The following is a 16,429-nucleotide window of genomic DNA, read 5'->3' as shown; positions in this document are numbered from 1 at the left end:
GGCGGCCGCCGGCTATAATTCCGGTTCTATCGCATTCGTTTCCGCAGGTTGCCCCGCATGTTCGAGTCCCTGACCCAGCGCCTTTCCGGCACCATCGAGCGCCTGCGCGGCCGTGGCCGCCTGACCGAGGAGAACATCCGCGAGGCCACCCGCGAGGTGCGCATCGCGCTGCTGGAGGCCGACGTCGCGCTGCCGGTGGTGCAGGCGCTGATCGAGAAGATCAAGGTGCGCGCGGTCGGCCAGGAAGTGCTCAAGTCGCTGACGCCCGGCCAGGCGTTGATCAAGGTGGTGCGCGACGAACTCACCGCGGTGATGGGCGCGCAGGCCAGCGACCTGAACCTCAACGTGCCGGCCCCGGCCATCATCCTGATGGCGGGTCTGCAGGGCGCGGGCAAGACCACCACGGTCGGCAAGCTGGCCAAGCACCTGAAGGAAAAGCGCAAGAAGAAGGTGATGGTGGTCAGCGCCGACGTCTACCGCCCGGCCGCGATCGAGCAGTTGAAGACGCTGGCCGAGCAGACCGGCGTGCTGTTCTTCCCGTCGGCGCCGGAGCAGAAGCCGGTGGACATCGTCCGCGCGGCCATCGACGACGCACGCAAGTCCTTCGCCGACGTGCTGATCGTCGATACCGCCGGCCGCCTCGCCATCGACGAGGCGATGATGGCCGAGATCAAGGCGCTGCACGCGGCGGTCAACCCGGCCGAAACCCTGTTCGTGGTCGATTCGATGACCGGCCAGGACGCGGCCAACACCGCCCAGGCGTTCGGCGAGGCGCTGCCGCTGACCGGCGTGGTGCTGACCAAGACCGACGGCGACGCCCGCGGCGGCGCGGCGCTGTCGGTGCGCTACGTCACCGGCAAGCCGATCAAGTTCACCGGTACCGGCGAGAAGGTGGACGGGCTGGACGTGTTCCACCCCGAGCGCGTGGCCAGCCGCATCCTCGACATGGGCGACGTGCTGTCGCTGGTCGAGCAGGTCGAGCAGCAGGTCGACAAGGACAAGGCGGCCAAGCTGGCCGAGAAGGTCGCCAAGGGCAAGAAGTTCGACCTCAACGACATGCGCGACCAACTGGAGCAGATGCAGAACATGGGCGGCATCGGCGGGCTGATGGACAAGCTGCCGGGCCTGGGGCAGATCCCCGAGCACCTCAAGCAGCAGGCCAGCCAGAGCAAGGAAGTGCCGCGCATGATCGCCATCATCAATTCGATGACGAAAAAGGAGCGGCGCAACCCCGGCCTGCTCAACGGCTCGCGCCGTGCCCGCATCGCGCGCGGCTCCGGCACCCAGCCTGCCGACGTCAACAAGCTGATGAAGCAGTACATGCAGATGGAAAAGATGATGGGCAAGCTGGCCGGCGGCGGCATGAAGGGCATGATGCGCAACATGAAGGGCATGCTCGGCGCGATGGGCGGCCGCGGCGGCCTGCCGTTCCGCTGAGCCGGCGCGGGCGCCGCGGAACGCCGGGCCACGTCCCGCCATGAACTGGTCGCCGGGACGGCACTGCATCCACCTGTGCCTGGCGCTGGTGCTGGCCGCATGGCTGGCTTCGGGCTGGGCCTTGCTGCCGGCGACGTTGGTGCTGTGGGTTGCGCTGGCGTTGCTGGCCGGGTTGGTCGATGCGCTGTTCCGGCGGCGTGCTCCAACGCTGGCTGCGGCGGAGTCGCAGGAGGGCGAGCCGCGGGGCGTGTCGTCCGCCGCCGCGCTGGCGCCGCTGCATGGCCCGGTGCCGCGTGCCGATGTGCTGTCCGTGCCGGCCGCGGCCGGGCGCGAATGGCGCCGTCATGTCGCCGACATCGAGCCGTTCCACAACGAGCGCTACCCGCGTGCGGACATCTGCATTACCCAAGACCTGTTCCTGCGCGCCGGCGACGTACTGCTGCTCCGCTTCCACCCTGCCGCGCGGGATGGCCGGGAGCCGGTGCGCTGGCCCTGCGACCTGTGTCCGCCGGGGCAGGGCGGACGACGCTGGTTCGACGTGGGCAGCCGGGAGGAGACCCGCATCCTGATCGAACATGCCGGCGTGCATTCGCTGGGCATCGGCCAGGACGACCCAGGCGGTGCCACGGGATGCGGCAGCATCGGCGTCTGGCTGGGCGTGCCGACGCCGGAGGCCTTGTCGCTGCCATTGGAGCCGGCGCCGGCGTCGGCCTGCCGGTACGAGCATGACCGGGCGGGAGGGCTGGTGGTACGGATCGAAGGCGAGGACCGCCCGCCAGCGCATGCACGTTTGCCGGTGCACGAGCCGGCAGGCGTACCGCAAGGCGCGGTGCTGCTGTTCGCCAATGCCGCCGATGCCTGGGACGTGGCGGGCATCGCCGACCCGGCCATCGACTGGCTGGCGCAGTACCGGCACCTGCACCGCTGGTACCTGCAACTGAGCCGCGGCGACGTGCTGGTGCTGGAACAGGCATGGCAGGCCGGCGAGTTCGACCGCCGCCTGCCGCGCGAGGACGGCGCGACGGGCTTCACCGACGGCAGCCTGCGGCTGTACGGGTTCGTGCGCGGGCCGGGCCTTTATGACGGCGGCACCACCGATGGCCGCCATGCGTTCACCTGCGATGCCGACGGCTTCTACTGCCTCGAACTGGAACTGCATGGGCCGCCGGAATGGCGCGGCCGGCCGGCGACGGATTTCGTCGACCTGCGGCTGTGGGGCGCCTTCCTGCAACGCCCGCGGGCAGTGCGCGACTTCGACCTGCGCGAAGGCCGCGTCGAGGATTGGTACCGGATGCTGATGCCGGTGCCGCGGGGCATGGCGTGAAGCGCCGCCCGCGTGACCTGCCGGGATTGGCGCCAGCGGGGGGGCTCGGCGATGATCGGGCTTCCCGAATGGAGCGCGGCATGAATCCGGACATCCGGCGACGCATCGACGACTTCCGCCACCGCTTCGGCGTCGAGCTGCCGATCCTGCTGGCACCGATGGCCGGTGCCTGCCCGGTGGCGCTGTCGCAGGCGCTGGCCAATGCCGGTGGCATGGGCGCGATGGGCGCGGTGTTGTCGCAGCCGCAGGACATCGGCCGGTGGATGGCGGCCTTTCGCGCGGGCGCTTCCGGGCCGGCGCAGGTCAACCTGTGGGTGCCCGACCCGCCGCCGCCGCGCGATGCCGCCGCCGAGGCCGCGACCCGCGCCTTCCTCGAACGCTGGGGGCCGCCGGTGCCGGTCGAGGCGGGCGATGCCGCGCCAGCCGACTTCGATGCGCAGTTCGCGGCGCTGCTCGATGCCCGCCCGGCGGTGGCCTCGACCATCATGGGCGTGCTTTCCGCCGAGCAGGCGCGACGCTTGAAGGACGCCGGCATCCACTGGTTCGCCTGCGCGACCACGCTGGAGGAGGCGCGGCTGGCGCAGGCCGCCGGCGCCGACGCGGTGGTCGCGCAGGGCATGGAGGCCGGTGGCCATCGCGGCGCGTTCGACGCCGGGCGCGCCGAAGCGCAGATGACCGGGCTGTTCGCCCTGCTGCCGCGCCTGGTCGACCGGCTGGACATACCGGTGATCGCGGCCGGCGGCATCGCCGACGGCCGTGGCGTGGCCGCCGCGCTAATGCTGGGCGCCAGCGCGGTGCAGGTGGGTACCGCCTTCCTTGCCGCCGAGGAGTCCGACATTCCCGATGCATGGAAGCAGGCCCTGGCCGATTCCGAGCCGGAGGGCACGCGCGTCACCCGCGTCTTCAGCGGCCGGGCGGGGCGCGCGCTCGATACCGCCCATGTCCGGGCCGCCGAGGCCGGGGATGCGCCGCGTCCGCGGCCCTACCCGGTGCAGCGCGGGCTCACCGCCGGCATGCGCCGGCAGGCCAAGGCCGATGACCGCCTGGAGACGATGCAGGCCTGGGCCGGGCAGGCGGCGTGGATGGCACGACGCGGGCCGGCCGCCGGCATCCTGCGGGCGATGTGGCAGCAGGCGCAGGCGCTGCTGTGAGCCGCCTGTTCTGCAATGGCGAACCGCTCGACGCGGCGCTGGCCGGCGCCGCGCTGGTCAACTACGGCCACTTCACTTCGATGCAGGTGCGCGGTGGCGCGGTGCAGGGCTGGGCGCTGCACCTGCAGCGCCTGCAGCAGGGCACGCGCGAGTTGTTCGATGCGGCGCTGGACGAAGCGCAACTGCGGGCGTGGCTGCGGCAGGCGCTGGCGCGGTGCGGCATGCAGGACGCATCGCTGCGCATCACCGTGTTCTCGCGCGATTTCGATTTCCGCCAGCCGCTGCGCGCGGTGCCGGTGGACGTGCTGGTCGCTGTTTCCGGGCCGGCCACGGCGCCGGCGGTCGCTCGCACGGCGCTGCCGGTGCATTACGAACGCGAATCGCCACATATCAAGCACGTCGGCACCTTCCCGCTGTTCCACCACCGCCGGCAGGCCATGCGTACAGGTTTTGACGATGCCCTGTTCGTTGACATGGCCGGCAACGTGAGCGAAGGCAGCACGTGGAACCTGGCACTGTGGGACGGCGCCTGCGTGACATGGCCGCAGGCCGCGGCGTTGCGTGGCGTTACCGAACAATTGCTGGGCGCGGGACTGGAGGCGCTGGGGCAGGCGCAATGCCGGCGCTGCATTGCGCTGGATGCGCTTGCCGCCTTCACCGGCGCGGTGGCCTGCAACGCCACCGGCCTGTGGCCGCTGGGCCGGATCGGCGGGCAGGCGTTCACGCAATCCGAGGAACTGCTGCAACAGCTGCGGCAAGCCAAGGCCCAGGCGCCTTGGCAACCCCTGTAGGAGCGACGCCCGTCGCGACCGGCGCTCTACCGGGAAAGCCCCTTCGCGACTGGCGTCGCTCTTACGGCAGGGGTTGCCCACGTTCAGGCGCGGACTTGGAATGCACCGCCACCGCCGCTATAATCGCCGGCTTACCGCGCCATCCTGGCGACTGGGCTACAAAGGAAAAACCACCATGGTCAAGATCCGACTGACCCGCGGCGGCGCCAAGAAGCGTCCGTTCTACCACATCATCGTCACCGACGTGCGCAGCGCCCGCGACGGCCGCAACATCGAGCGCGTCGGCTACTACAACCCGGTCGCCCAGGGCGCCGAACAGCGCGTGGTGCTGGACATCGCCGCCGTCGACAAGTGGGTCGCCAACGGCGCCCAGCTGACCGACAAGGTTCGCAACCTGTACAAGGAAGCGACCAAGGCCCAGGCCGCTGCGGCCTGATCCTGGCGGGCCGCGCGCAAGCGCGGCCCGGCGGTCGTCATGAAGAAAGACAGCGAGCGCCGGATCCTGCTGGGCAGGGTGACCGGCGCTTTTGGTATCCGCGGCGAACTCAAGCTCGAGTCCTGGACCGAGCCGCGGCTGGGCATATTCAACTACCAGCCGTGGATCCTGCGCACCCCTGCGGGGCAGGAATCGGAAATCAGCGGCGTGCGTGGCCGCGAGGCCAGCAAAACACTGGTGGCCACCTTCCCCGGCGTGGACGACCGCAACGTGGTCGAGGCCATGCGCGGCACCGAAATCTACATCGCGCGCAGCGCGCTGCCGCCGCCGAAGCCGGACGAGTACTACTGGGTCGACCTGGAAGGGCTGGACGTGCAGACCGTGGACGGCGTGAAGCTGGGCCGGGTGTCGCACCTGTTCGACACCGGCGCCAACGACGTGCTGGTGGTGCGCGGCGACCGCGAGCGCATGCTGCCGTTCGTGCTGGACGACGTGGTCAAGTCCATCGATTTCGACGCCAACCTGATCGTGGTGGACTGGGACCCGGAGTTCTGACCCCGGTGCGCATCGACGTCATCACCCTGTTCCCCGAGTTCATCGCGCAGTCCGCCGCGCTGGGTGTGGTCGGCCGCGCGCAGGAGCGCGGGCTGCTCGACCTGCGCGGCTGGAACCCGCGCGACTACGCCGGGGGCAACTACCGCCGCGTGGACGACCGCCCGTTCGGCGGCGGCCCGGGCATGGTGATGCTGATCGAGCCGCTGCGCGCCGCGCTGGCCGCGGCGCGCAGTGCCGATCCGACCCCGGCGCCGCTGATCTACCTCAGCCCGCAGGGGCGACCGCTGACCCAGGCCCGGGTGCATGCACTGGCCGCGCTGCCGCGGATGATCCTGCTGTGCGGCCGTTACGAGGGCGTGGACGAACGCTTCCTCGCCGCCGAGGTGGACGAGGAAATCTCCATCGGCGACTACGTGCTGTCCGGCGGCGAACTGGGCGCGGCGGTGATCGTCGATGCGGTCACCCGCCTGCAGGAGGGCGCGCTGAACGATGCCGAGTCGGCGGTGCAGGACAGCTTCGAGGGCGACGGCTTGCTCGACTGCCCGCACTACAGCCAGCCGGCCAGCCATGAACTGGGCGAGGTGCCGGAGGTGCTGCGCTCGGGCAACCATGCCGCCATCGCGCGCTGGCGCCGGCAGCAGTCGCTGCTGCGCACCGCGCTGCGGCGCCCGGACCTGCTGGACGAGGCAGCCCTGGACAAGGCCGACCGCAAGCTGCTGGACGAGGCCCGCGAAGCCGGGCAGGACCCGTAGGTCGGGGCTACGCCCCCGACGCTTGGTGTCCGATCACGCGGAATGTCGGCTTCGCCGTCGGGGGCGTAGCCCCGACCTACGCGGCTGGACGAGGCGCGCGGGAAATTGCCGTAGATGCGGGGCTTGCCCCGCATGAAGCTTTACCGGCAGAGCCCCGTGCCGGGCAAGCCCGGCACCTACGATGGAAGCAGCTGGCGCTGTGCCCGGAAGGTACGCTAGAATGCGCGGCTTGCCATTGCCTGACCGGCAGTGGCGGCTACCACTACAACAAACGTGCAGCGCAATCCGGTGACTGCATGAGCCCACGCTGTCGAAACGACACGACCACCCCGAATACATCGGTGCAATCATGAGCAAGCTGAACAAATCCATCGTCGCGGACTTCGAATCCGCCCAGATCACCCGCGAACTGCCGAAGTTCAGCCAAGGCGACACCGTCGTGGTCAACGTCAAGGTCAAGGAAGGCAACCGCGAGCGCGTGCAGGCCTACGAAGGCGTCGTGATCGGCACCAAGAACGCCGGCCTGAACTCCTCGTTCACCGTGCGCAAGATTTCCCACGGCTACGGCGTGGAGCGCGTGTTCCAGACCCACAGCGCGCTGATCGACTCGGTCGACGTCAAGCGCCGCGGCAAGGTCCGCGCCGGCAAGCTGTACTACCTGCGTGGCCTGGAAGGCAAGGCCGCCCGCATCAAGGAAGACCTGGCCGCCGCCGCGCAGGCCAAGGCCGCGCGCCAGGCCGCCAAGGCCGCCGAGTAATAGCCGCCACGGGCTTTGCGCCTGTTGCAGCAACGGCCGCCTTCGGGCGGCCGTTTGCGTTTGCGGGGGGGCGCAGGTGCGGGGCTTGCCCCGCACGCCGCATGCCGCCGGCGGCGATGCCCGGTGGATCGGGTGGATCGTGCGGGGCAAGCCCCGCACCTACGTCATGTCGGTGACGACCACCTCGATGCCGCGCTGCTGCAACCCCTCGCGGGTGGCATCGTCGATGCCGGCGTCGGTGATGACGGCATGCACCTGCTCCAGCAGGGCGATGCGGTGCAGGCTGACGCGGCCGAACTTGGAGGCGTCGGTCAGCACCACGATGCGCCGCGCGCGCTCGACCATGCGGTGGTTGAGCCGCGCCTCGGCCTCGTCGTGGGTGGTCAGGCCGAATTGCAGGTCCAGCCCGTCGACGCCGAGGAACAGGGTGTCGAAGCTGTAGGAGGTGAGGCTGGCCTCGGCCTGGCTGCCCTGCAGCGACAGCGACTGCTTGCGCAGCAGGCCGCCGGTGAGCAGCACATTGACGCCCGGCGCGTTGGCCAGCTCCCAGGCGATGTTCAGGCCGTTGGTCATCACCGTCACCTCGCGGTGGCCGCGCAGGTGGCGGGCCAGGGTCATGGTGGTCGAGCCGGAGTCGATGATGATCCCGACGTCCGCCGGGTGCTGTACATGGCCACCTGGGCCGCCATCCGGGCGCGCTCACCGCTGGCCGAGACCTACCGACGGCTGGTCGACGCCGGAAAACCCAAAAAACTGGCCGTCACCGCCTGCATGCGCAAGTACCTCACCATGCTCAACGCAATGCAGCGCGACAACCTGCCTTGGAACCCAAAAGGCAGCTCCGCATGAAATGACAGTTGACTCCTACACGGCTGGTGCGTGCTTGTCAGGTGCCGGCATCCGGGTCGGCCACCGGCGACGGCGGCAAGGCCGGCACCTCGGCCGGCGTCGCCAGCTCCCCGGCGTGGTTGGGCGCGGCCATCATCTTCGCCTTGCGCCAGTTGCCCCAGCGGTAATAGGCCATGATCAGCAGCATCGAGCAGAACGCGCTGACCGGGAAGCTCCACCAGATCGCGTCGGCACCCATCAGCGGTTGCATCCACAGCGCGAACGGCACGCGGATGCCCCACATCGCCACCGCCAGCACCAGCAGCGGCGCCACCACCGCGCCGGTGGAGCGCACCACGCCGGCGACCACGAAGTTCACCCCGAAGAACAGGAACGACCACACCGCGATGTGGTTGAGGTGGCGGCCGATCTCCAGCGCCGGGCTGGCCGCCGGCAGGAACAGCGCCAGCGTGCTGCGGTCGAACAGGATGATCGGCGCGATCAGCGCACCGGTCAGCAGGAAATTGAACAGCACGCCGGTGCGCGCGGTGGCGTCCACCCGCTGCCACAGCCCGGCGCCCACGTTCTGCGCCGCCATCGACGAGCACGCCGCGCCGATCGCCATCGCCGGCATCTGCACGTAGGTCCACAGCTGCAAGGCCGCGCCGTAGGCCGATGCGGTGTCCACCCCGTAGCCGTTGACCATGCTGATCATCATGATCATCGCCAGCGAGATCAGCACCATCTGCAGGCCCATCGGCACGCCCTTGACCACCAGCGCCTTGAGGATGGCCGCGTCGATCTTCAGCAGCGCCGCGTCTTTACGCCCCAGCCACAGCATGTGCCGCTTGTTGCGCAGGTACAGCAGCAACGCCGCCAGCGACAGCGCCTGCGCGCAGAACGTGGCCCATGCCGCGCCGGCCACGCCCAGTTCCGGGAACGGGCCGAGGCCGAAGATCAGCAGCGGGTTGATGCCGATGTCCAGCAGCACCGACAGCAGCAGGAAGCGGAATGGCGTGCGCGAGTCGCCGGCGCCGCGCAGCGCCGCGGTGAGGAAGGCGAAGGCGTACAGCAGCGGCATCGCCAGGAAGATCACCCGCAGATAGGCGTCGGCCATCGCCAGCGATTCGGCCGGCGTGCCCATCGCCAGCAGCAGCCGGTGCGACAGGAACCAGCCCAGCACCGCGATCACCACCGACAGGCCGATGAAGAAGGTGGCGCTGGTACCCATCACCCGCCGCGCCTGCGGCAGGTCGCGCGCGCCGATGGCCTGGCCGATCAGGATGGTGGCGGCCATGCCGATGCCGAACACCGAGCCGATCAGGAAGAACATGATGTTGTTGGCGTTGGCCGTGGCGGTCAGCGCCGCCTCGCCGAGGAACTTGCCGACCCAGATCGCGTTGACCGAGCCGTTCAGCGACTGCGCGATGTTGCCGGCGAGGATGGGCAGGGCGAACAGCAGCAGGCTGCGGCCGATCGGGCCTTCGGTCAGCGAACGGGACGAAGCGGCAGGCGTCATGGGCGTCGGTCGGTGGATGAATGCGGACACTAGCATTGCCGGTGTGACGGCGGTTGCGGCCGGCGTTACGATGCGGCGTTGACCGGGTTCCGCCGGTGCAAGGAGAGGACGATGCTGAAACACGTGTGTGCTGCGATGGTGCTGCTGGGGCTGTCGGCCTGCGCCAGTTCCGATCGGTTGATGGATGCCAACGTGCGCCCGGCCGACCATGCCGACTGCCTGGTCGGCAACGACCGGCTCGACAGCGAGCGCGCCAGCGGCGCGCGTTCGCTGCGCGACAAGCGCTGCAACCCCGACGACAGCCTCAACTGGACCATCGGCCAGCCGCGCAAGGACGCGATGGAAGTGGACTTCAAGAAAAAGCATGACTGAAGCGGAAAACGCACCGGCGGCCGGCGTCCGCCTGGACGTGTGGCTGTGGGCGGCGCGCTTCTTCAGGACCCGCAGCCTGGCCAAACAGGCGGTGGAGACCGGCAAGGTCGAGGTCGGCGGGCAGCGGCCCAAGTCCTCGCGCAGTGTCCGGGTGGGCGACGCGCTGCGCGTGCAGCGCGGCGACGAGGTGTTCGAGATCGGGGTGCGCGGCCTGAGCGACAGCCGCGGCCCGGCATCGGTGGCGCAGGCGCTGTACGAGGAAACCGTTGCGTCGAAACAGGCGCGCGAGGAACGGCGCCGGCAACGCGCCGCCGCCCGCGACGGCTACCAACCGCCGGAGCACAAACCCGACAAGCGCGCGCGGCGGCTGATCCGCGCGCTGGGCGACATCGACGCGCTGTAGGAGTGCATCAGGACGCTCGTTGATGCGGGATTCGCCCCGCATGGGGCCTTCCCGGTAGAGCCCCAGCGGGGCAAGCCCCGCTCCACGGTGCGGCCGTGAGCTTTCGTGCATCGTCTTCAGCCGGAGAACCCAAACGGAAAACGCCACCTCGCGGTGGCGTTTCGTCGTTCGGATTGCGCCGGTTTCAGCGTTTGCCGCTGCCCAGCAGGCCGCTGCCGAGCTTGATCAGGTCGGACACGCCGAACTGGCCGTCGCCGTCCTGGTCCAGCACGCTGCCGAGCAGGTTGCCGCCGATGCCGCCGGCCTGCGCCACGTGCTGCTTTTCCTGGCCGAGGATCTGGCTCAGGCCGCCGGCGCTGGCCTGCTGGCCGCCGCTGCCGATGCGCTGGGCGAGGTAGGCCATCACGATCGGGGCGAGGATCTTCAGCAACTGGCTGGCGTTGCCCTGGCTCAGGCCGGTGGCCTGCGCCAGCCCGGTCTCGGCGCGGCCCTGGTTGCCGCCGAAGATGTGGCCGAGGATGCCGGCGCCATCGGCCGCCGCGCTGTTGCCGCCGCCACCGAGCACCGCGCCGAGGACGCTGCCGATGTCCAGCCCGCTGTGGTTGTTCTGCAGGGCGCCGAGCAGGGCTTCGGCGCCCTGCGGCTTGGCCGCGTTGTTGCCCAGCGCACCCATCAGCAGCGGCAGCGCCGCACCGATGGCGCCGGAGGCCTGCTGGCTGTCGAGGCCAAGTTGCTGCGACACCTGCTGCAGCGGTGCGCCCTGGAGCTGGGAAAGGAGGTCGTCGGTCAGGCTCATCGTGGCGTGGTCCTTGCGGTGGGTGAACACCGGCATGGTAGCGCCGCGGCGGCCGTTGCAGGCATGCCCTGCGAGGCAGGGTGAGGCCCGGTGATGCCGGGCCGCCGCCATTTCGCCTTCCCCGCGGGGGCGGGGAAGGCGATGTGCCTCAGGCGAGGCTGTTGGGCGATTCCTCGCCGGCGAACGCGCCGAGCTTGCGCAGGGCGGCCTCGACGCCGGCGCCGTAGGCCGGGTCGGCCTTGCTGCAGTTGTCGACGTGGCGGCGCTTGATGAAGTCCGGGGCATCGCCCATCGCGCGGGCGGTGTTGTCGAACAATGCCTGCTGCTGCGCCGGGGTCATCAGCCGGAACAGGTCGCCGGGCTGCTTGTAGTAGTTGTCGTCGTTGTCGCGGTAGTTCCACCAGTCGGCGTCGCCGTTGATCTTCAACGGCGGTTCGCGGTACTGCGGCTGCTCCTGCCACTGCTGGAAGCTGTTGGGCTCGTAGTGGGGCAGGCCGCCGTAGTTGCCGTCGACGCGGCCGATGCCGTCGCGGTGGTTGCTGTGCACCGGGCAGCGCGCCTTGTTGACCGGGATCTGCTGGTAGTTGGTGCCCAGCCGGTAGCGCTGCGCGTCGGCGTAGTTGAACAGGCGCGCCTGCAGCATCTTGTCCGGCGACACGCCGATGCCCGGCACCAGGTTGGACGGCGCGAACGCGCTCTGCTCGACGTCGGCGAAGAAGTTCTCCGGGTTGCGGTTGAGCTCGAACTCGCCGACCTCGATCAGCGGGTAGTCGCCCTTCGGCCATACCTTGGTCAGGTCGAACGGGTGGTAGGGCACCTTCTCCGCGTCGGCCTCCGGCATCACCTGCACGTACATCTTCCACTTCGGGAAGTCGCCGCGCTCGATCGCCTCGTAGAGGTCGCGCTGGTGGGTCTCGCGGTCATGGCCGATGGCCTCGGCGGCCTCGGCGTCGGTCAGGTTCCTGATGCCCTGCTGGGTGCGGAAGTGGAACTTCACCCAGTAGCGTTCGCCCTGTTCGTTCCAGAAGCTGTAGGTGTGCGAGCCGAAGCCGTGCATGTGCCGGTAGCTGGCGGGGATGCCGCGGTCGCTCATCACGATGGTGACCTGGTGCAGCGCCTCGGGCAGCAGGGTCCACCAGTCCCAGTTGTAGGTGGCCGAGCGCAGGTTGGTGCGCGGGTCGCGCTTGACCACCTTGTTGAGGTCCGGGAACTTGCGCGGGTCGCGGATGAAGAACACCGGGGTGTTGTTGCCCACCATGTCCCAGTTGCCTTCCTCGGTGTAGAACTTCAGCGCGAAGCCGCGGATGTCGCGCTCGGCGTCGGCCGCGCCGCGCTCGCCGGCCACGGTGGTGAAGCGGGCGAACATCTCGGTCTGCTTGCCGACCTTGGAGAAGATCGCAGCGCGGGTGTAGCGGGTGATGTCGTTGGTGACGGTGAATGTGCCGAACGCGCCCGAGCCCTTGGCGTGCATGCGCCGCTCGGGGATCACCTCGCGCACGAAGTTGGCCAGCTTCTCGTTGAGCCACACGTCCTGCGCCAGCAGCGGGCCGCGCGGGCCGGCGGTGAGGCTGTTCTGGTTGTCCGGCACCGGTGCGCCGAAGTCGGTGGTCAGGTGGGTGACGGGGCACTTCCTGTTGCTGTCGTTGCTGTTCATGGCGTGCTCCTGCTGGGGCTGGCTGGGATGGAGGAAGGTGTCGCGCGATGCAACGAGAGGACTGTAGTCACCGTCCCACGGAAAAGATAATCGAATGATTCGTTTCGATTGATAGAGGGAATCTATCGATCATGGGCGCCGTGCCGTGGAGCATGCGGCGCCTGCCCCACGGCCGTCCGGCGGCTTCATTCGGGGCGCGGCGTGCCGGCGGTACCGGGCGGCAGGACCGGCACCTCCACCTGCGGCTGGCGCCCGGTCAGCGTGTGCAGGAAGGCGACGATGGCCTGCACCTCGTCGGCGTCGAGCGTGTGCCCCAGCTGGCTGCTGCCCATGATCGCGACCGCTTCGGACAGGTCCCAGACCTCGCCGCTGTGGAAGTAGGGCGCGGTGAGGGCCACGTTGCGCAGCGGCGCGGCGCGGAACACGTACTCGTCGCTGGCGGTATTGGTGACCGCGAAGCGGCCCTTGTCGCCCGGCGGCAGGATCTCCGCGCCGGGGCGGGCGACCACGCCGAACGGGTAGTAGGCCTGGCCGCCCAGGTTGATCCCGGAATGGCAGGCGATGCAGCCCTTGTCGATGAACAGCGACAGCCCGCGCCGTTCCCGTTCGTCGAGGCTGTCCTTGCCGGCGAGGAAGCGGTCGAAGCGCGCGTCGGGCGTGACCAGGGTGGTCTCGAACGCCTCGATCACGCGCGCCATGTTGTCGAACGTCACCGGCTGCGCATCGTCGGGGAACGCGGCGCCGAACTCGGCCACGTACTGCGGGATGCTGCGCAGGGTTTCCTCGACGCGCGCGGGCGTGTTGTTCATCTCCACGCTGGCCTGCACCGGGCCCTTGGCCTGCTCGGCCAGGTCCGAGGCGCGCCCGTCCCAGAACTGGGCGGTGTTGAATACCGAGTTGAGCACCGTGGGCGAGTTGCGCGGGCCCTTCTGCCAGCCATGGCCGATGGCGACCGACACGTTGTCGGCGCCACCGGTGGCGACGCTGTGGCAGGTATGGCAGGTGATGATGTGGCTGCTGGAGAGCCGCGGCTCGAAGAACAGCTTGTGGCCCAGCGCCACCCGCTCGGGGGTGACCGGCCTGCCGAAGGCTTCGGTGACCGCGGACGGGATCGGCTCGAACAGCGCGTTGGCGATGTCGCGCAGTTCGTCGTCCGCGTCGGTGGCGGCCGGCGCCGTGGGGGAGATGCCGGGCGTTGCCGCCTTGTCGGCGCTGCAGCCGGCGGCCAGGACAAGCGCGAGGGCGAGTGCGGAATTGCGGGGTGGGATCATGGCGGGCCTGCAACGGCTGGCGGGGGTTGCAGCCATGTCAGCAGCGTGGGTGGGGAGCGGCAATGATCCCGATCAAACCGTGCCGGTGGTGCGTCCGGTCGCGATATGCGACCGGATTCGGACGCGGCATGCCGTGCAGCCGGTACGATCGGGCCCCCGACCCGCAAAGCCCAAGGACGTGTCCATGAAGCATCCCGCCGCCATCCCGTTCGCGCTCGCCTCGTTGTGCGTGGCTTCCTCCGCACTGGCCGCCGAACCGGCTCGGCCCTCGCTGGAAACGCTGGAGCGCATCATCGAATCGCGCGCGCCGGAAACGCGCGTGGCCGCGCCGGACCAGGAACGCATCACCGCGCGCCGCATCGACATCGTCGACGAGAACGGCGTGATCCGCATGACCCTGTCCGGCCGCACCCCGGCGCCGGTCATCGACGGCATCCAGTACAAGCGCGTGTTCAATGTCGCCGGCATGGTGCTGTACGACGAGAACGGCAGCGAGCGCGGCGGCTTCGGCACCGCCGACGTGCCCGGCGGCGCGGCGGTGCTGGCGCTGGACCACCCGGCGCTGGACGCCATCGGCTGGCGGGTGTCGCCCGACGGCGAGGTGAGCTTCTCGATCAACCAGGCGCCACCGCTGCTGCGCGAGCCGAAGCTGGACAACCGGCTGGTCCCCGGCGTGCAGGCGCCGACCCGCATCCGCATGCTGGTGGCGGCCGACGGCACCCCGTCCATCGCCCTGAACGACAAGGCCGACCGCACCCGCCTGCGCCTGACCGTCACCGACGAGGGCTACGGCGCCATCGAGTTCCTCGACGCCGAGGGCAAGGTGGTTCACACCCTCGCGCCCGAAGCCGGCCTGCAATGACCCAGCGCGCCACCCGCCTGCTGCACCTGCTGGACGAACTGCGCCGGCGCCGCAGCGCGGTGCGCGGCGCGCAGCTGGCCGAGCAGCTGGGGGTGAGCCTGCGCACCCTGTACCGCGACGTCGAGGCGCTGCGCGGGCAGGGCGCGGACATCGTCGGCGACCCCGGCGTCGGCTACCAGCTGCGCGCCGGCTTCCTGCTGCCGCCGATGATGTTTTCGGACGAGGAACTGGAGGCGATGGTGCTGGGCGCGCGCTGGGTGTCGCGGCATGCCGACCCGGAACTGGCCGCGGCGGCCGACCGGGCGATGGACCGCATCGTCGGCATCCTGCCCGAGGCGTTGCGGCTGCAGGTCGAGACCAGCGGCCTGTTCGCCGACTGGAACGCCAGCGACCCGGAGCCGTGGCTGCCGGTGCTGCGCCGCGCGATCCGCGCCGGCAACGTGGTGCGCATGCAATACGCCGACGCCGAGGGGCGCATCACCGAGCGCGTGATCTGGCCGTTCGCGATGGCCTTTCTCGCCGAGGTGCGGGTGCTGGCGGCGTGGTGCCTGTTGCGCGGCGACTTCCGCCACTTCCGCGCCGACCGGGTGCTGGCGCTGGAGGACACCGGCGCCCGCTACCCGGAGCAGCGCCACCACCTGCTCAAGCGCTGGCGCGAGCTGCACCTGCAAGGCCACGGCGGTTGACTGCTGACAGTGGCTGTCAGCAGCCCCGCCACACACTGCCGGCTCCTTCCGACACGCCGCACGGGTACCCGCCATGACCGCCACGCTGACCTTCTACACCCACCCCCTCTCGCGCGGCCGGCTGGCGCGCTGGATGCTGGAGGAAACCGGGCTGCCCTACGAGGAAGTGGTGGTGGAATTCGGCACCACGATGAAGTCGCCCGACTACCTGGCGGTCAACCCGATGGGCAAGGTGCCGGCGCTGCGCCACGGCGAGGTGGTGGTGACCGAGAACGCCGCCATCTGCGCCTACCTGGCCGAGCTGGTGCCGGAGAAGGGGTTGGTGCCGCCGCCCGGTTCGCCGGAGCGCGGCGCGTTCTACCGCTGGCTGTTCTTCTTCGCCGGCCCGTTCGAGGCATGGCTGACCGCGAAAAGCACCGGCACCCTGGCGCCGGCGGTGGGCGCGGGCTACGGCGAGGATGGCGACGTGCTGCGCACGCTGGAGCAGGCCCTGCGCGACCGCAGGCACCTTGCCGGCAACGGTTTCACCGCGGTGGACCTGTACGTGGCCGCGTCGCTGGGGTACTTCATGATGACCGGCGCGATCGCCAAGAACCCGGTGTTCGAGGCCTTCGTCGCACACCATGCCGGCCGCCCGGCCGCAGCGGCGGCCAACGCCCGCGACAACGCGCTGGCGGCGAAGTACCAGCCCACGTAGGTGCCGGGCTTGCCCGGCACGGGGCGTTATCGGGGAAGGCCCCATGCGGGGCAAGCCCCGCATCTACGAAGGCGTGATACCGGCGAGTGATGGCGCGGTGAACAGGTCGAACTGCTGTGGCGCGTCCAGCGCCTGCGG

General features: G+C 70.1%; 17 protein-coding genes and 2 pseudogenes. 14 read left to right on the top strand and 5 right to left on the bottom strand.

Annotated elements, in window-relative coordinates:
* Positions 1 to 57: 57 nt before the first annotated feature.
* The 8 genes from ffh to rplS all read left to right on the top strand — a co-directional run bounded on the left by ffh (position 58) and on the right by rplS (position 7,203).
* The gene (gene ffh / locus MIC98_RS12205) at positions 58 to 1,437 is read left to right on the top strand and encodes a signal recognition particle protein (RefSeq protein ID WP_239737364.1); all 1,380 of its coding nucleotides are present in this window, start codon (positions 58 to 60) and stop codon (positions 1,435 to 1,437) included.
* Between the two features lie 40 nt (positions 1,438 to 1,477).
* A complete protein-coding gene (locus MIC98_RS12200; protein WP_239737363.1) occupies positions 1,478 to 2,761 on the top strand; it encodes a hypothetical protein in 1,284 nt (427 codons plus the stop codon).
* 80 nt (positions 2,762 to 2,841) lie between these two features.
* Positions 2,842 to 3,912, top strand: coding sequence for a nitronate monooxygenase (locus MIC98_RS12195; RefSeq protein WP_239737362.1), 1,071 nt, complete (start codon positions 2,842 to 2,844; stop codon positions 3,910 to 3,912).
* Positions 3,909 to 4,703: an aminotransferase class IV family protein gene (locus MIC98_RS12190; RefSeq protein ID WP_239737361.1), complete on the top strand. Its 795-nt coding sequence runs from the start codon at positions 3,909 to 3,911 to the stop codon at positions 4,701 to 4,703. Before MIC98_RS12195 ends, MIC98_RS12190 begins: the two co-directional genes overlap by 4 nt.
* Positions 4,704 to 4,878: 175 nt before the next feature.
* A complete protein-coding gene (gene rpsP, locus MIC98_RS12185; protein WP_054664242.1) occupies positions 4,879 to 5,139 on the top strand; it encodes a 30S ribosomal protein S16 in 261 nt (86 codons plus the stop codon).
* A 39-nt stretch (positions 5,140 to 5,178) separates the two neighbouring features.
* A complete protein-coding gene (gene rimM, locus MIC98_RS12180; RefSeq protein WP_239737360.1) occupies positions 5,179 to 5,694 on the top strand; it encodes a ribosome maturation factor RimM in 516 nt (171 codons plus the stop codon).
* 5 nt (positions 5,695 to 5,699) lie between these two features.
* On the top strand, positions 5,700 to 6,446 hold the full coding sequence (gene trmD, locus MIC98_RS12175; RefSeq protein WP_239737359.1) for a tRNA (guanosine(37)-N1)-methyltransferase TrmD: 747 nt from the start codon (positions 5,700 to 5,702) through the stop codon (positions 6,444 to 6,446).
* A gap of 349 nt (positions 6,447 to 6,795) precedes the next feature.
* Positions 6,796 to 7,203, top strand: a complete 408-nt coding sequence (gene rplS, locus MIC98_RS12170) for a 50S ribosomal protein L19 (protein WP_057641396.1) — start codon at positions 6,796 to 6,798, stop codon at positions 7,201 to 7,203.
* Between the two features lie 159 nt (positions 7,204 to 7,362).
* On the opposite strand, the pseudogene MIC98_RS12165 reads toward rplS, so the two are convergent.
* Positions 7,363 to 7,848: pseudogene (locus MIC98_RS12165) on the bottom strand (DeoR family transcriptional regulator); the annotation flags it as partial.
* A gap of 81 nt (positions 7,849 to 7,929) precedes the next feature.
* On the opposite strand from MIC98_RS12165, the pseudogene MIC98_RS12160 reads away from it, so the two are divergent.
* Positions 7,930 to 8,052, top strand: a pseudogene (locus MIC98_RS12160) (IS110 family transposase); the annotation flags it as partial.
* A 37-nt stretch (positions 8,053 to 8,089) separates the two neighbouring features.
* On the opposite strand, the gene MIC98_RS12155 reads toward MIC98_RS12160, so the two are convergent.
* Positions 8,090 to 9,550, bottom strand: coding sequence for an MATE family efflux transporter (locus MIC98_RS12155; RefSeq protein ID WP_239737358.1), 1,461 nt, complete (start codon positions 9,548 to 9,550; stop codon positions 8,090 to 8,092).
* Positions 9,551 to 9,661: 111 nt separating this feature from the next.
* Here MIC98_RS12155 and MIC98_RS12150 point away from each other — a divergent pair, with 111 nt between their 5' ends.
* Together MIC98_RS12150 and MIC98_RS12145 are read left to right on the top strand one after the other, a co-directional pair.
* Positions 9,662 to 9,922: a hypothetical protein gene (locus MIC98_RS12150; RefSeq protein WP_239737357.1), complete on the top strand. Its 261-nt coding sequence runs from the start codon at positions 9,662 to 9,664 to the stop codon at positions 9,920 to 9,922.
* Positions 9,915 to 10,325, top strand: a complete 411-nt coding sequence (locus MIC98_RS12145; RefSeq protein WP_239737356.1) for a S4 domain-containing protein — start codon at positions 9,915 to 9,917, stop codon at positions 10,323 to 10,325. The genes MIC98_RS12150 and MIC98_RS12145 overlap by 8 nt, the downstream gene beginning before the upstream one ends.
* 184 nt (positions 10,326 to 10,509) lie before the next feature.
* Here the strand turns inward: MIC98_RS12145 and MIC98_RS12140 are convergent, their stop codons facing one another.
* The 3 genes from MIC98_RS12140 to MIC98_RS12130 all read right to left on the bottom strand — a co-directional run bounded on the left by MIC98_RS12140 (position 10,510) and on the right by MIC98_RS12130 (position 14,046).
* Positions 10,510 to 11,121 carry a DUF937 domain-containing protein gene (locus MIC98_RS12140; RefSeq protein ID WP_239738169.1) on the bottom strand — a complete coding sequence of 204 codons (612 nt, stop codon included), beginning with the start codon at positions 11,119 to 11,121 and terminating at the stop codon, positions 10,510 to 10,512.
* 148 nt (positions 11,122 to 11,269) lie between these two features.
* Complete coding sequence (locus MIC98_RS12135) at positions 11,270 to 12,775, bottom strand: catalase (protein ID WP_239737355.1); 1,506 nt, start codon at positions 12,773 to 12,775, stop codon at positions 11,270 to 11,272.
* Positions 12,776 to 12,960: 185 nt separating this feature from the next.
* Entirely contained in the window at positions 12,961 to 14,046 is a 1,086-nt protein-coding gene (locus MIC98_RS12130) for a cytochrome-c peroxidase (protein ID WP_275584506.1), read from the bottom strand.
* A gap of 184 nt (positions 14,047 to 14,230) precedes the next feature.
* Here MIC98_RS12130 and MIC98_RS12125 point away from each other — a divergent pair, with 184 nt between their 5' ends.
* The 3 genes from MIC98_RS12125 to MIC98_RS12115 all read left to right on the top strand — a co-directional run bounded on the left by MIC98_RS12125 (position 14,231) and on the right by MIC98_RS12115 (position 16,291).
* Positions 14,231 to 14,908 (top strand): hypothetical protein, encoded by a 678-nt coding sequence (locus MIC98_RS12125; RefSeq protein ID WP_239737354.1) that lies wholly within the window; start codon positions 14,231 to 14,233, stop codon positions 14,906 to 14,908.
* Complete coding sequence (locus MIC98_RS12120) at positions 14,905 to 15,594, top strand: YafY family protein (protein WP_239737353.1); 690 nt, start codon at positions 14,905 to 14,907, stop codon at positions 15,592 to 15,594. Before MIC98_RS12125 ends, MIC98_RS12120 begins: the two co-directional genes overlap by 4 nt.
* Before the next feature lie 73 nt (positions 15,595 to 15,667).
* Entirely contained in the window at positions 15,668 to 16,291 is a 624-nt protein-coding gene (locus MIC98_RS12115; protein ID WP_239737352.1) for a glutathione S-transferase family protein, read from the top strand.
* Positions 16,292 to 16,429: the final 138 nt, after the last annotated feature.

Source organism: Stenotrophomonas sp. NLF4-10 (assembly GCF_022359915.1).
GTDB lineage: Bacteria > Pseudomonadota > Gammaproteobacteria > Xanthomonadales > Xanthomonadaceae > Stenotrophomonas > Stenotrophomonas daejeonensis.
The sequence above is the reverse complement of the archived record's forward strand: the minus strand, read 5'-3'. Positions and strand labels throughout refer to the sequence as shown.

Bases quoted from the DNA above. Each gene is read 5' to 3' on its own strand.
- ffh (WP_239737364.1), top strand. From the start codon at position 58: ATGTTCGAGTCCCTGACCCAGCGCCTTTCCGGCACCATCGAGCGCCTG.
- MIC98_RS12200 (WP_239737363.1), top strand. From the start codon at position 1,478: ATGAACTGGTCGCCGGGACGGCACTGCATCCACCTGTGCCTGGCGCTG.
- MIC98_RS12195 (WP_239737362.1), top strand. From the start codon at position 2,842: ATGAATCCGGACATCCGGCGACGCATCGACGACTTCCGCCACCGCTTC.
- rpsP (WP_054664242.1), top strand. From the start codon at position 4,879: ATGGTCAAGATCCGACTGACCCGCGGCGGCGCCAAGAAGCGTCCGTTC.
- rimM (WP_239737360.1), top strand. From the start codon at position 5,179: ATGAAGAAAGACAGCGAGCGCCGGATCCTGCTGGGCAGGGTGACCGGC.
- rplS (WP_057641396.1), top strand. From the start codon at position 6,796: ATGAGCAAGCTGAACAAATCCATCGTCGCGGACTTCGAATCCGCCCAG.
- MIC98_RS12155 (WP_239737358.1), bottom strand. From the start codon at position 9,550: ATGACGCCTGCCGCTTCGTCCCGTTCGCTGACCGAAGGCCCGATCGGC.
- MIC98_RS12150 (WP_239737357.1), top strand. From the start codon at position 9,662: ATGCTGAAACACGTGTGTGCTGCGATGGTGCTGCTGGGGCTGTCGGCC.
- MIC98_RS12145 (WP_239737356.1), top strand. From the start codon at position 9,915: ATGACTGAAGCGGAAAACGCACCGGCGGCCGGCGTCCGCCTGGACGTG.
- MIC98_RS12140 (WP_239738169.1), bottom strand. From the start codon at position 11,121: ATGAGCCTGACCGACGACCTCCTTTCCCAGCTCCAGGGCGCACCGCTG.
- MIC98_RS12135 (WP_239737355.1), bottom strand. From the start codon at position 12,775: ATGAACAGCAACGACAGCAACAGGAAGTGCCCCGTCACCCACCTGACC.
- MIC98_RS12130 (WP_275584506.1), bottom strand. From the start codon at position 14,046: ATGATCCCACCCCGCAATTCCGCACTCGCCCTCGCGCTTGTCCTGGCC.
- MIC98_RS12125 (WP_239737354.1), top strand. From the start codon at position 14,231: ATGAAGCATCCCGCCGCCATCCCGTTCGCGCTCGCCTCGTTGTGCGTG.
- MIC98_RS12120 (WP_239737353.1), top strand. From the start codon at position 14,905: ATGACCCAGCGCGCCACCCGCCTGCTGCACCTGCTGGACGAACTGCGC.
- MIC98_RS12115 (WP_239737352.1), top strand. From the start codon at position 15,668: ATGACCGCCACGCTGACCTTCTACACCCACCCCCTCTCGCGCGGCCGG.